General features: G+C 42.4%; 10 protein-coding genes. 5 read left to right on the forward strand and 5 right to left on the reverse strand.

Features of this window, described 5'->3' with window-relative positions; translation table 11 throughout:
• Positions 1-80: 80 nt before the first annotated feature.
• Positions 81-992, forward strand: a complete 912-nt coding sequence (locus AC570I_RS00580) for an NAD(P)-dependent oxidoreductase (RefSeq protein ID WP_497403403.1) — start codon at positions 81-83, stop codon at positions 990-992.
• A 91-nt stretch (positions 993-1083) separates the two neighbouring features.
• Here AC570I_RS00580 and AC570I_RS00585 read toward each other — a convergent pair whose 3' ends face one another.
• A complete protein-coding gene (locus AC570I_RS00585) occupies positions 1084-2442 on the reverse strand; it encodes a TonB-dependent receptor (RefSeq protein ID WP_497403405.1) in 1359 nt (452 codons plus the stop codon).
• 190 nt (positions 2443-2632) lie between these two features.
• Between AC570I_RS00585 and AC570I_RS00590 the strand changes: the two genes are divergently transcribed.
• Together AC570I_RS00590 and AC570I_RS00595 are read left to right on the forward strand one after the other, a co-directional pair.
• Complete coding sequence (locus AC570I_RS00590) at positions 2633-3022, forward strand: BlaI/MecI/CopY family transcriptional regulator (protein WP_047798346.1); 390 nt, start codon at positions 2633-2635, stop codon at positions 3020-3022.
• Between the two features lie 26 nt (positions 3023-3048).
• Positions 3049-4905 (forward strand): M56 family metallopeptidase, encoded by a 1857-nt coding sequence (locus AC570I_RS00595; RefSeq protein WP_497403408.1) that lies wholly within the window; start codon positions 3049-3051, stop codon positions 4903-4905.
• A gap of 104 nt (positions 4906-5009) precedes the next feature.
• Here the strand turns inward: AC570I_RS00595 and AC570I_RS00600 are convergent, their stop codons facing one another.
• From AC570I_RS00600 to AC570I_RS00615, 4 genes are all read right to left on the reverse strand, one after another.
• Positions 5010-6302 (reverse strand): gluconate:H+ symporter, encoded by a 1293-nt coding sequence (locus AC570I_RS00600; RefSeq protein WP_497403410.1) that lies wholly within the window; start codon positions 6300-6302, stop codon positions 5010-5012.
• A 24-nt stretch (positions 6303-6326) separates the two neighbouring features.
• Positions 6327-6509, reverse strand: a complete 183-nt coding sequence (locus AC570I_RS00605; RefSeq protein ID WP_497403414.1) for a hypothetical protein — start codon at positions 6507-6509, stop codon at positions 6327-6329.
• A 276-nt stretch (positions 6510-6785) separates the two neighbouring features.
• Positions 6786-9335: an ABC transporter permease gene (locus tag AC570I_RS00610; RefSeq protein WP_497403416.1), complete on the reverse strand. Its 2550-nt coding sequence runs from the start codon at positions 9333-9335 to the stop codon at positions 6786-6788.
• Entirely contained in the window at positions 9313-10002 is a 690-nt protein-coding gene (locus AC570I_RS00615) for an ABC transporter ATP-binding protein (protein ID WP_047798342.1), read from the reverse strand. The genes AC570I_RS00610 and AC570I_RS00615 overlap by 23 nt, the downstream gene beginning before the upstream one ends.
• Before the next feature lie 139 nt (positions 10003-10141).
• Between AC570I_RS00615 and AC570I_RS00620 the strand changes: the two genes are divergently transcribed.
• Positions 10142-10783, forward strand: coding sequence for an arylesterase (locus AC570I_RS00620; RefSeq protein ID WP_497403419.1), 642 nt, complete (start codon positions 10142-10144; stop codon positions 10781-10783).
• Between the two features lie 217 nt (positions 10784-11000).
• The gene (gene lacZ / locus AC570I_RS00625; RefSeq protein WP_497403421.1) at positions 11001-14132 is read left to right on the forward strand and encodes a beta-galactosidase, LacZ type; all 3132 of its coding nucleotides are present in this window, start codon (positions 11001-11003) and stop codon (positions 14130-14132) included.
• The last annotated feature ends 348 nt before the right edge of the window (positions 14133-14480 follow it).

Here is a 14480-nt window from a genome sequence, read left to right on the forward strand (position 1 = left end):
TGGTTTTATTTTTAATTATTGTTTTGAACATTGTTCAGTGTCAGGTACCGTTTTAATGATATGTACTTATTCTGTTAAAAATGATGCATACCTTACAGGTTTTAGCATTTTCTTTCCCAAATTTGCTAATCACTAAAAGCAGCATCAAAATGAATATAGGATGGATTGGTTTAGGCACCATGGGAGTTCCAATGGCCACACAACTTTTAAAAGCAGGATATCAGCTTACCGTTTATAACAGGAGTGAAGGTAAGGCTTCGGAACTTGAAGCATCCGGGGCGACTGTTGCCCACTCGCCACAATCGTTGATTGAGAAAACGGATGTAGTGATTGTGATGGTTACAGATGATCAGGCCATCAGGGCAGTTTTTGAAGGTGAAAATGGTTTGTTAAATGCCAGTACGTCCGGAAGAACGATCATTAACATGAGCACCGTTTCTCCAGCGATTTCAAAAGAGATGAGTGAAAAATGTAAGGCTATTGGTTTTGAATATCTCGATGCTCCCGTTTCAGGCAGTGTCAAGCAAGCCGAAACCAGTCAGCTTGCCATTATGGTAGGAGGTGATCAAACCGTATTTGACAGTGTTAAGCCGATCCTTGAAACGATGGGTAAAATGGCTGTTTTAGTAGGGGCCGTCGGTGCCGGGAATTACGCTAAGCTGGCCATCAACTCTTTACTTGCTTTATATACACAGGGTTTAGCTGAAACGATTTTGTTTGCGAATCAAAATGGTGTGCGTTCTGAAGATTTACTGAATCTGATTAACAATGCAGCAATAAGTAATGTATTTACCAAAATTAAAGGGGATGCAATACTGAATGATAACTTCCAGCCGGCCTTTACACTAAAAAATATTGTAAAGGATTTGCGTTTAGCTAAAGATGATGGTCTGGAATCGCCTTTGGCAAAAACCGCATTGGCATCTTTTGAGCAGGCAGAGGAAAGTTATGGTAATGAAGATTTGATTGCGATTATTAAAGCTTTGAAATAGCCAGATCGGGCTCACTATCCATCATGGGTAGATCTATAAAATATCTGAGCGGATAGGTTATAGATCTATTTATATGATATAGAGCCAAGGCTTACATCCCCATTAATCCGGGATAAATTCTGATAAATACCTGGCCACTAACTGGATTTTTACCATAAAGTGAGTTTAATGCCGCGTTGGTATTATAAAAAGACAGCTGTCCGCCTAGTGCTGTTCGGAATTTTCCTAAGTTAAGAATATCATAGTTGATACCTAAGCTGAAGGCATTGACACCAAATGAACCATTTCCGAAAATATCTGTGTTGACATTCAGCTCCTCTGCCGACTTCTGAACCCATTCATACCGGGAATAAACAGCCAGCTTGTTCAACCTATAGGTGGCTTCAGCCAGTACCGCGTTTTCCCCAGCATGGCCTTTAGTTTTATTTAGTCCCCAAAGCAAGGTTGCATTCAGGTTTTCCTTTTTACCCAGTGGTAAGGCATAAATTGCAGAGGCAATTGTTCTCTTTACATTTTCGGTTTCATGCAGGCTTTCAGGGCTTTTAATCCACCCCTGTGATATCTGTAACGCCCAATTCTTAGTCGGGTTATAGGACAACCGTGCACTGTACGAATCAAAAAGGGGTTGATCAAAATCGAAGCGGTTCTCATCCGGCTCTCTGCCCGTAAACGAAGATGCTTCAAGCTTCAATTTATCATACCGGTATCCAATGGTGGCTACACCGAAAGTAATATGTGTTCCATCATTCCAGTGGTGGGAGATAGGCGCATCGGGATTGGACAAGGCCGACGGGCGGTGCATGAAAGCTACAGATCCAAGCGCAGGTTCGCCAGGATAACCCAGATATAATGTAAGATCTGATTTTTTTGAAAAGGAGTAGGTATAAGCTACAGATAGTTCTGAAATTAAATCATGCGGATGTTGCCGGTCTACCAACGGCTGCCCCTTCCAGCTTTCACCTGTTTGAAATAGCAAAGGATAGCCGGCACCTCCCTCCGTAAGCCTGTCGAGGGAAAGCATGCTGCTGAAATGGAACAGTCCTTTTGCACCAACCTTTTGCTGTCCCATAAACATGAACCAGTTAGGTGCATCCAATTTCTCTCCCCCTCTGCTGCCTTTTTCTGCAAGGTCTTGTTTGGTATATCTGAGTGCAACACTACCATGCATCATGTACATCCACTTTTTGGAATGGTGCATGGTGCCATACATTGGAGCGGCATCAGGCAGCCAGGAAGTTCCGGAGCCGTTTCTTTGCATTGGTAGGTTTAAAGAGTAGGCATGACTCATAGGCACTTCGGTATTCATTTGCCCCATCTTGTGCCCGTTATGGTTCACTTCAGTAGAATCCTTTCTGGTGCTGTCATTTAACTTGCCCATATGCATATTGTGCTGCGCACGCGTAATGCCTGTGGCAAATAGCAAAACGGAAAAAAGAATCTTCAATTTCATAGGTAATGATCATTTGTGTTGTGCAAAATTAGTGAAGCACAAAGAAATGGCGTTATATGATTGCCTTAATTGTTTATATGATTTTTCTTTCATTAACGAAAAAATATCTGTAAATCAGTTTGTTAAAGAATTTTATAAAAATAAATAACATAATATTTGTATCGTACGAAAAACATCGTACCTTTAGTTTATGAAGAATAATAAGTCTGACATTAATTTACCGGAACCTACCAAAGCCGAATTAGAAATCCTGCAGGTGCTCTGGGAATTCGGTCCCTCTACCGTTCGTTTTGTAAACGACAAATTGAATGAGAATAGGGAGGTAAATTATACTTCAACCTTAAAGCAGATGCAAATCCTAACTGAAAAGGGAATCTTAAAGCGTGATGAAAGCCAAATGAAGCACATTTACATTCCCGTGGAAGCAGAAGAGAAGACAAAGGTGCAATTGCTGGATCGCTTTGTAAACACATTGTATAAAGGATCCGCATCGCAGCTGGTGATGCAGCTTTTGGGAAATGAAAAAACTTCAAAGGAAGAAATCGAAGAGATGAAGCGGCTATTGGATAGCATGGAGTAGTTACAAATTGCTAAAGAAACACCATTATGGAATTTAAGCTCATGAACCTGATGCCTGAAAGCTGGATACATGCTCTAGGTGCAACCTTATTTCACTCTCTATGGGAGGGGGTAATTCTGGCACTTTTAGGTGCTGTTATTATGTTTGCTACCCGGAAAACAAGTGCAAATATGCGGTACAATTTTCTTGTTGCTTCTTTATTTTTGTTTGTAGTGGCTATGGCTGTCACTTTTTGTCTGGAACTTCAAAAGCAGGGCGGATCCCTATCCTACCAGAAACTGGATGGGAAAGAGATTGGGATTAATCTTAAGGTGCTTAATAATGACAGTTTAGTAAGCTCGCCCGAATATATGGCGTTTTGGGGAGCAGAAGGGTTGCTGAATATCCTGAATGCCTATTCCCTGCAAATTGTACTCGTCTGGTTTCTGATCATTTGCGCCAGAAGCGTTCAACTGTTTGCCGGCTTAAATGGTATTGATCGCTTAAGAAAACATCAGGTTTACCCAGCAGGATTGATATGGGAAGAACATTTGATAGTACTTTCGGATAAAATTGGCTTAAAGAAGCAGGTAACATTGCTTCAATCCGGTATCGCGAAAGTGCCTATGGCTTTCGGACATTTCAAACCCCTTATTCTAATTCCCCTTGGTTTGTTTAATAGCCTGTCGAGCGCCGAAGTAGAAGCCATTTTATCTCATGAACTTGCCCATATTAAAAGACGGGATTTCCTGGTCAACCTGCTTCAGAGTTTTATTGAAATTATATTCTTCTTCAATCCTGCGGTACTTTGGCTATCGCAATTAATCAAAACCGAGCGTGAACATTGTTGTGATGATTTGGCCATTGCCTGTATTAGCGACCGGAAAAACTATGTTAAGGCTTTGATATCCTGCCAGGAGTTTGAGCAGTGTGCACCTGCTTATGCAATGGGGATAACGGGCAAAAAAGGCACCTTGCTGAACAGGGCAAGCAGAACGTTATTAAAAACCAATTCAACATTAAACAAAATGGAAAAGACAATATTAACCGTCGCACTGGTATGTACAGTGATATTTACGGTAGCCTTTAAAAGCGTAAGCAATGCTGCGGTTTTCAACCGAAATGACCGGGCAATAAGCCAGGTGCTGCAGCAGGATACTTCAAAAAAAATACCTGCGAGAGACAATAAATCAGCCGATATTCTGGAAAAGGAAATCGGGCAAAAAATTACAGATGCAACTCAGAAGTCAGTTGCTGCCGCAGACGCCAGGCAGGCAGCCATCGATGCTAAACAAGCTATTAAAGATGCAAAGCAGGCCCGGATTGATGCGAAACAGGCTGGCATAGATGCGAAACAAGCTAAAATTGATGCAAGGCAGGCGGCTATCGACAGTAAGCTGGCTGAAGAAGATGCCAAATGGATCGCTCAAGACCAGTTGCAAGAGCCCACGCCTGATAAGGCGCCCAGAATGCCTAAAGCACCCAGACCTCCAAAACCGGTGAGGGGAGCAGTTGGGGTTGTTCCTCCAACGCCTCCTACGCCTCCAACTCCGCCTACACCTATTACTGGCCCGGTTTCAATCACTCCACCTGTACCACCCGCTCCTCCTTCACCTGGAAAAAGAACAGGCAAAACAAATGTGGAGCATGTGGTTACCTCGAAAAGTGTGACCAACGGAGATGGACACGATTATACGACTGAGATCAATAAGCAGTTATTGAAAGATCAGATCATAAAAAACACGAATAACTTGTCCTATAAGCTAAACAAAGATGAGCTTATCGTAAACGGAATTAAACAAAGTGCAGAAGTACAGAAAAAATATAAAAGCAAGTACCTGAAAAATGACGGCCATAGTTTGATGTATAACTACCTGATAGAAAAATCTTCTTCTGGTCAATAAGTGTACTTTTATATCAGCGATCCTAACCACGCTATGTATGAATGCCTACAGCACAATTCATAGCGTGGTTTTTATTCAGCATACTATAGCTTATCTCCTGTTGTTTAGACAATAAATTGATTGAGTATCAAAACACCCGCTAAGCCCAGCACCGAAACAATGCTTTCCATTGCAGTCCAGGTACGGAAAGTATCCTTCATTGACAATCCGAAATATTCTTTAAACATCCAGAATCCTGTATCATTCACGTGAGAGAACATCAGGCTGCCCGCACCTACAGCCAGCACCATTAATTCAGCAGGGGCGCCTAAACCAATCAGCGGTAATACCATTCCTGATGCAGTAAGCGCTGCTACAGTGGCAGAGCCCAATGTAACACGTAATGAAGCAGTAATCAGCCAGGCCAGTAGCAGCGGGGAGAGGTTTAATCCGCCACTAAGCTGCTTAACAGTTTCACCGATGCCGCTGTCAATTAAGATCTGCTTAAAAGCACCACCCGCAGCAATAATCAGCATGATCATGGCAATACTTTTCACACCCTCAACACAGGATTCCATTGCTTTTTCAACCGGGCCGTTTTGAATGAGTAAGGTAGCCATAACTGAAACGAGCAATGCAATGGTAGGATCTGCTAAAAAAGCAAAAACTGCCTTGCCGGAAAAGTCTGCTGCTATTCCATTTCCTACCGTGCCGATTACGATGAGCAGTATGGGAAGAAGGGCAGTAAGAAAACTTTTTGGTGCAGATGGCAGATGTTCATCTTCAGAAATTTCGAAGCTCACCGCGGTTGCCGTTTGATTTCGATTCAACGAAAGCCTGGGAAAATAAATTCCCGCAATAATTGCGATGGGAATACTCAAGGTTAGCCCGTAAATTAATGTTCTCCCGATATCAGCATGGAATATTCCGGCCAGCGCAACCGGACCAGGATGGGGCGGTAAAAATCCATGTGTTACCGAAAGGGCTGTTGCCATTGGCAAGCCTATGTAAAGTTTCGATAATCCCGTAGCGGCAGATATGGCAAACACCAGAGGTATTAAAACCACAAAGCCTGCATTATAAAAAAGGGGAATACCCACTAACAGGCCCGTTAATAAAACAGCCCATTGAATATTTTTTTCACCAAATGTCCTGATCAGGATGAAGACAATCTTTTTTGCGGAACCACTGTCTTCTATCAACTTACCCATCATGGCACCAAGTGCCAGCACCATAATCATGCTTCCCAGGGTACTGCCAATGCCATTCGCCACTGAACCCATTACTTTCACTATAGGCATTCCCAAACACAGTCCGGTTAATATTGCTACAGTGAGCAATGAAATCATGGGATTGATCTTTTTCAAGATCATAATGAAAAGTAAAAGTATGCCCGCTAACAAGATCAATAACGACATCAGCTATCTGGTTAAGAATGCAATTTACTTTTTTATCGTTATAGTTCTGCCTGTTACCAAATGAAATTCGAAAATTCTGTATAGTCCGTCATCGTCCGTTTCAATGCTTTCAACAATGCCGGTTTTACTAAAAGTGTCAGTTACCAGGTCACCAATTTTTACCTCGCTAAGTACATCATTGGGGGTGTCGCTGTTCAGTCTAATCATAAGGTAAATGTAAATTTAAATTTTGAAAGACCTAACAGCGATGTGCTTACAAGGTAGTTAATCCCATATAAGTTACTACGATAAAGAAGAGCGTCGCTAATAATAAAGTGTTTCTGAGCTTAATATTCATGTTTCGTCTTTAATAGTATAAACAGTCTTTTCTCCGAAAAAGTTCCCCTGGCTTAAAATTTAACATAATAATAATATGCACAGATCATCCTAAGGCAATCAGTAATACACCAACGGGCTATCGAAATATCGGACTACCATCTGAAACTACCCTTCAGTTCTCAAAATTTTTAATGGTGGTTGATTTAGAATACTTCTGGTGCTCAGCACACCGGTAATCACTACCAACAGCACCACAGATCCAAAAAGCAGAATTGTTGGTATAAGTGGCGGATAAAAAGCGGCATCAAAGCTGAATTTAGCTAACGCCCAGCTTCCCCCCAGGGCGAGAATTAATCCCGCTCCGGCAGCGAAGGTGCCAAGAAAGAAATACTCTATCGCATTTATAGCCAGAATCTGCTTGCGGTGTGCACCCATTGTGCGCAGCAGAATACTTTCTTTAATCCGTTGATTTTTGCTGGTCAGCACCGATGATACCAATACAATCCAGCCGGTTATCATGCTGAAACCAGCCATAAACTGAATCACAAAGCCTATTTTACCTAAAATATCATCCAACAGCTTTAATACCAGATCCAGATCAATTACTGATACATTCGGAAATTTCGTTACCACCTCACCCTGAAATTTCGCAGATAGCTCGCTGGATGGAATTCTGGTCATCAGCACATGGAATTGTGGGGCTTCCTCTAAAACACCTGCTGGAAACACGACCCTGAAATTCGTTTGCATCCTGCTCCAGTTCACTTCCCTCAAACTGCCTACCACTGTAGAAATCATCATTCCCTGAACGTTAAATAAAATCTTATCGTCGATATCAACATGAATTTGCTGAGCATAACGCTGATCAAGAGAGATGTATATCGTTTCATTGGGCTTAATTTTTCCAATCCATTTTCCTTCCACAATTTTTTCTGCTGCGGTCAATGAGTCCTGATAGGTAGCCCGGATCTCATTTCGATAAGCCCTCCGGTTGTTGGTATCTGCGTTGGCCTTTTTACCGTTTATCTCTTCGATGCGCATGGTGATCACCGGTACCTGATTCATTAACGGAAGTTTATAGGCTTTTGTGAGGCTATCCAACCGGTTTTTCTGCGTGTTCTGAATGTCGAACATTACCATATTGGGTTGATTGCTCCCTGAAGAAAGGGTTACCCTGCTCATTAAAATGCCCTGCACAAAAAATAAAGTACATATAAAAGCTGTCGATAATCCGATGGAAACCGTTAGCATCAAAGTTTGATTATTCGGTCGGTAAAGGTTTGCAAATCCCTGTCTCCACAGATAACTAGCAGAATCCGGCAATATTTTCTTTACCAGATACATCAGGAGTTTAGAGAGTAAAATGAGTAAAAGAAAAGCGATTCCCAGGCTGGCTGTAAAGATCAGGGTTTGTATCCACGTTTTCATTTGAAGGTGAGTGAAACCAACTATGAATAGTAGCATCAGCAAATAAACAAACCAGATCAAGGGGTCGCGCCTCGATGCTGATTTTTCGAAAGACAATCGAATGGCATTCAGCGGAGATATCTTCCTAACCCCTAACAATGATGGTAGAGCGAATAACACGGATATAATGAGTCCCAATAGAATACCCTGGGCAACTGCCGGCCATGAAACCTGCATGGTAATTTCTACCGGAAGGAAATCTTTAAGCACCAGAGGCAGAAGAAACTGTATCCCCGTACCGATAATAGCGCCTAATACAGCGGCGATCAGCCCAATGAAGAAAACCTGTATCAGATAGATGAAAAAAGCATGTCTGGATTTTAAACCAAGACACCTTAATGTGGCAACTGCACTTAGTTTTTCCTGGATGTAAACGTGAATGGCGCTACCTACCCCTACGCATCCAAGCAACAAGGCAATAAAACCCGCTAACGCCAGAAAGCGATTTACGTCTTTGAACGACCTACCTGTCTGTTCTTTCCGCGATTCAACAGTATCAGCATCGAACCCTTCTTTTTCGAGCTTTTGCTCATTCTGTTTTACCCAGGTATCAACGCCGGATGGATTATCGTATCTGAAGTAAAATTTATTGTTGAGCCTGCTGCCGGTTTTGATCAGGTTCGTTTTTTCGAGATAGGTTAGAGGAATATATACTGTAGGAGCTACACTCGAGGCAATACCGGTTTGCCCCGGTGCCTTGGTGATAGAGCCTGTAATTTTAAAATTAAGATCACCTACTTTTACCGAATCGCCGACTTTCGCATTATACTGCAACATCAGCGTTTGATCTACCAGCGCATTTCTCCCTTCCTGAAAGTGAGCTGCGGCTTCAGCAGGAACTGTTTCAATACTTCCATAATAAGGGTATCTGCCTTCCAGTGCTTTCATTTGTACCAGCCGGCTCCCGCCGCCTTGCTGAAAATAAATCATGGAGGCGAATGTTTTCTCCTGCGAACGTTCATCACCAAGGCTATCCAGCATGGCTTGCATGGCTTTGCTCACCCCTTTTCTGCTTTCCAGTACCAAATCTGCTCCGGTAAGTTCCTTTGCCTGGCCATCGATATCGCGTTGCAAGTTATCTTTAAAGGAGTAAACAGCCACAAGCGCTGCAATCCCTAAAACAATTGATGAAATAAACAACAGCAGTCTCGATCTGTTCTTTCTGCTATCCCGCCACGCCATTTTCAGGAGCCACGACAATCTTATTTTCGGTGTTGAAACTGAATCAGGCATCATTGGTTTTTTCATCTGACAGGACTGTTCCGCCCTTAATTTTTATAATTCTTCCCGTTCTCGCGGCCAGGTCAAGGTCGTGAGTTACAATTACCAGGGTTGTTCCTGCATCTTTGTTCAGGTCGAAAAGTAACCTGATCACTTTTTCACTGGTTTCAGCATCCAGGTTTCCTGTGGGCTCATCAGCAAAAAGAATAGCCGGCTTGCTGGAAAAGGCACGTGCCAGCGAAACCCGTTGCTGTTCACCTCCGGAAAGTTGCACGGGATAGTGATGGGATCTTCCGGCCAAGCCAACTTTATCAAGCAAATCCATTGCATGGTCGCGAATGTTTTTTGCACCTCTGAGTTCCAGGGGAACCATAACGTTTTCTAAAGCAGTTAGGGTAGGCAAAAGCTGAAAGTTTTGAAAAATAAAGCCTACATATTGGTTTCTTACCGCTGCCCGTTCATCTTCATTAAGAGCTTCCAGGGCAATTCCATGAAGTTCAACCGAACCCGTGCTCGCCTGATCGAGGCCGGCACACAATCCCAGTAATGTTGTTTTTCCACTGCCTGAAGGCCCGGTGATGGCTACAGTAGATCCTTTTTCTATATTAAAATTTATGTTATCCAGAACCGTGAGCGATTGGCCCGCGCTTTGGTAAATTTTGCTTACATTTCGAATGTTTAATATGGTTTCCAAATTTCTTGTATTGGGATTTGAGTGATATTGATGCCAAACATAACCTAGCTTTGCCTGTTAAGTTACTGGTTTTTTATTAGAGATAGAATTAGTTATGATGTTACGAAAACGCTTTGCGTGCCTATTTGTTTTGGTTTTTATGTTTGCCGCATGTGGAAACAGAAAGAGCAACGGCAATGATGAAAAAACTTTAGATTCAGTTGACCAATCTGCGCCGAAGGCAACCGGCAAAACTAAAAATATCCTGTTTTTCGGCACCAGTTTAACTGCCGGATTAGGACTTGATCCTACAGAAGCCTATCCTGCACTGATTCAGAACAGAATTGATTCGTTAAACTTACCCTATAATGTAATTAATGGCGGTTTAAGCGGAGAAACATCGGCTGGTGGCAAATCAAGAATCGACTGGCTATTAAAGCAACCTGTTGATGTTTTTGTATTAGAGCTGGGTGCCAATGATGGCTTAAGGGGGCTGCCTGTGGCACAAACCATTAAAAATCTTCAGGATATCATTGATCGGGTTAAGGCCAAATATCCAGATGTGAAGCTGGTGATGGCAGGCATGCAAATGCCTCCAAATTTTGGTGCTAAATATGCGAATGATTTTAAGAATATATTTCCTGAGCTTGCCCGTAAGAATAACATGGCCCTGGTACCATTTCTGCTAGATAAGGTAGGTGGCGTTCCTAAACTCAATCAGGCCGATGGCATACACCCTACCGCGGAAGGAGATAAGATTTTAGCAGAAAATGTATGGGTAGTACTTAAAGATCAGCTTTAATTTATAAATCCCCCTTCTTAAGTTAAGCAGAGGAGCCAATGATTAAAAAAGAAGCCTTTCGTAGATGTAAGGCTTCTTTTTTGTTAGAGGTTTGAAGCACCCCTTATCAATATGATGCATGTTGTGGCTAATTAAATGGAAGCCATTTTGGTATTAAATTCTTTTCTTTACCGATTAGAGCTATACATTACAGCAGCAAGCCAGATCACATTATTTTATGCCATTTCACAAAACGATTTCCGCCCTTCTACTCACCATCATTTGCCATATTTTATCCATGTGTACCTTATTTGCTCAGGTTCCACCCTGGTTAAATGAGGAAGTGAATGAGGAGAATCGTTTACCCATGCATGCCTCTTATTTTGTTTACGAGAATAATCTGGCGCTTAGCACAAGGCAATGGCAGCAATCCTCAAATTACCTGAACTTAAACGGCACCTGGAAATTCTTCTGGGTAGATAAGCCATCGTCACTTCCAAAGGATTTTTATTCCGCCGGATTAAATGATCAGGGCTGGAAAAACTTCCCGGTGCCTGCCAACTGGGAACTGAATGGTTATGGCTTTCCAATATACACCACCGATGGTTTCGAGTTCGCCTACCTGATGGACAAAAAGGTAAAGCCACCAATTGTTCCTATGGATTTTAACCCAACAGCGGTGTACCGGCGTGAGGTAAATATTCCAGCCTTATGGAAGAATAAAAGGATCATCCTGCATATTGGCGCCGCGAAATCAAATCTTTCGGTTTGGGTAAACGGAAAGTATGTGGGCTATGGAGAAGATAGCAAGCTTCCTTCTGAATTTGACATTTCTAAGCACCTCAGGACTGGCAAAAATCTGATTGTTTTGAAAGTAATGCGCTGGTGTGATGGCAACTACCTGGAGGATCAGGATATGTGGCGTTTGAGCGGCATTACCAGAGATTGTTATTTACTTGCCAGAAATAATATCCACATCAACGATATTGAAATTACGCCGGAAATCGATAGCACATTTCAGCGTGCAAAAATTGATGTGTTGCTGAAATTCAGTCAGCCAGCCAAAGGCTACACTGTTCAGCTTGATTTAAAATTTAAGGGACAACCAGTAGCGCAGAAAGAAATAAAAGTTGATCAGCAGCATATTTCCTGCGAAATTAATGTCGCCAAACCGAGTTTATGGAGTGCTGAAAGTCCTTCGCTTTATGAGCTAACCATTAAATTAAAAAACAGTGCAGGGACGATTACAGAAATAATCCCCCAACAGGTCGGGCTGCGGAAAGTAGAAATTAAGAATGGCCTTTTCATGGTAAATGGCCAGCCGGTTTTACTTAAGGGAATTAACCGGCATGAAACAGATCCCATTAGCGGCCACGTCATCTCCAAAGCTGCCATGCTTCGAGATATCCGGCTCATTAAAAAATTCAACATCAACGCCGTAAGGACCAGTCATTATCCTAACAGCGAAACCTGGCTGGATCTCTGCGATCAATATGGATTGTATGTTATTGGAGAAGCCAATATCGAATCGCACGGTATGGGTTACGACATCACTAAAACCATGGCCAACCGGCCAACCTGGGTATCGGCTCATTTAATGCGTGTACAAAGAATGATGGAGCGGGATAAAAATCACGCCTCTATTGTTACCTGGAGTATGGGCAATGAAGCGGGTAATGGGTACAATTTTTACAGCTGCTATTTGTGGATGAAAAAAAGAGATCAGTCGAGGCCAATACAGTATGAACGTGCCGTGGCAGATTATCGCACATTTAGTTACGAATGGAATTCTGACATCATTTGCCCGATGTACCCCACTCCGGATGGGATGATTGCTTATGCAAAGGCAAATCCATCACCACAGCGTCCATTTATCATGTGCGAATACGCGCATGCTATGGGCAATTCCCTCGGTAACTTTACCGATTACTGGGATATCATCAGGAAAAATAAAAAGGTTTTCCAGGGAGGCTTCATCTGGGATTTTGTCGATCAGTGTTTTCAACGGGTAAATGCCAAAGGCGATACAGTTTATACCTATGGAGGAGATTATGAACCCAAAGAAGCCATTACCGACTGGAATTATGCAGCAAAAGGGATATTCTATGCAAACCGAACCCCATATCCACATGCCTGGGAAGTGAAAAAGGTGTATCAGGATATCCATACTACCTTAAAATCACCAGGTGTGATCAATATTTATAATGAGAAGTTTTTTACTGGCCTGGAAAACGTACAACTGGAATGGGAAATAACCACTAACGGAACTTCAGTGCAAAAAGGCGTTATCGACCAGCTCGAAATTCCGGCACAAGGGAACCGGGATTACGGAATAAATATCAAGTCAGGTAATGAGGGGGAACAATACCTCAGCCTCACCTACAGATTAAAAAAACAAGACCAGTTGTTGCCGGCAGGTTATATCATCGCCAGTGAACAACTCTTTCTGGGTGGAAACTTTCCATATCAGCAGGCGCTGGCAAAAGGAGCAGACGTAAAATTTACGGAGCAGCAATCGCAGCTTGTCATCTGGTCACAACGGGCGAATATAACCTTTGATAAACAAAGCGGGCAGCTAACAGGATACGAAATTAATGGAAAGGCATTTCTGGATGCTGGCTTCGGATTTAAACCTAATTTCTGGCGTGCGCCCAATGACAACGACTTTGGTGCCAATCTGCAGGTTAAGCTTAAGGCCTGGAAAGACGCATGGAGTAAAGCAAAGCTAACCGCATTCAAAGCGGTGAAGCAGGGCGAAAATGTGTTGGTAACCAGCAAATACGATTTGAATATGCCATCTTCTTCCTTGTCGCTCAGTTACCTGATTAATGGTGCCGGAGAGATAAAGGTTGATGCGCAGATTCAGCTGGATACGGCGAAAGTAAAGGAAATGTTGCCCCGTTTTGGCATGCAATGGATTTTACCGGCCGGATTTGAACAAATAGAATATTATGGCAGGGGACCTCATGAAAATTACCAGGACCGGAATTTTTCTGCTGATGTTGCACTTTACCATCAAACCGTATCAGCACAATATTTTCCCTATGTAACTCCCCAGGAAACGGGCAATAAAACAGATGTAAGGTGGTTTAAACTAATGGATAGCAGTGGTAAAGGTATTGCTGTGACTGCTCCTCAGGCACTCAGTATAAGTGCGTTGCACTATTTTGATGCTGATTTAGATGACGGTGAAAAAAGGCATCAGCGCCATGCTGCAGATTTAACTCCCAGACCCCAAACTCAATTGAATATTGACTTGAAACAAATGGGAGTAGGTGGTATTGATAGCTGGAGATCTACGGCCATGAAGAAATACTTAATCCCCGCCGCAAACTATAGCTTCACCTTTTTCATTGCACCAATCGGATAAAGTATTTTGCTTTTACGGATGAGCCTAGCCCCACTTATAAAACTTGGTGTAGCAGCTATAACATTTAAAACGTTTTGCGGGTAAAAAGGGAAGCAGGTTTTTTAATAGCGAACCGCGGTTTACTCTTCTGGTTTCTTTGCTTTTACATTTGGGACATTGAGCTAAAATTAGCGCATCAGTTTCGGTATTCATAATTTCTTACTATAGGGTGAATAATAAGCAAATCAAAAGCGTTGGGACGACGTATGTAAATATAGACTTTATTTTGTAAATATTATAAAGTCAGCTTACTGTATTGTTTCAGTAATTTAGTGTCATTACTGGTCCACTCCTACTTACAAACAAATA

It is taken from the genome of Pedobacter sp. A2324, from assembly GCF_059693705.1.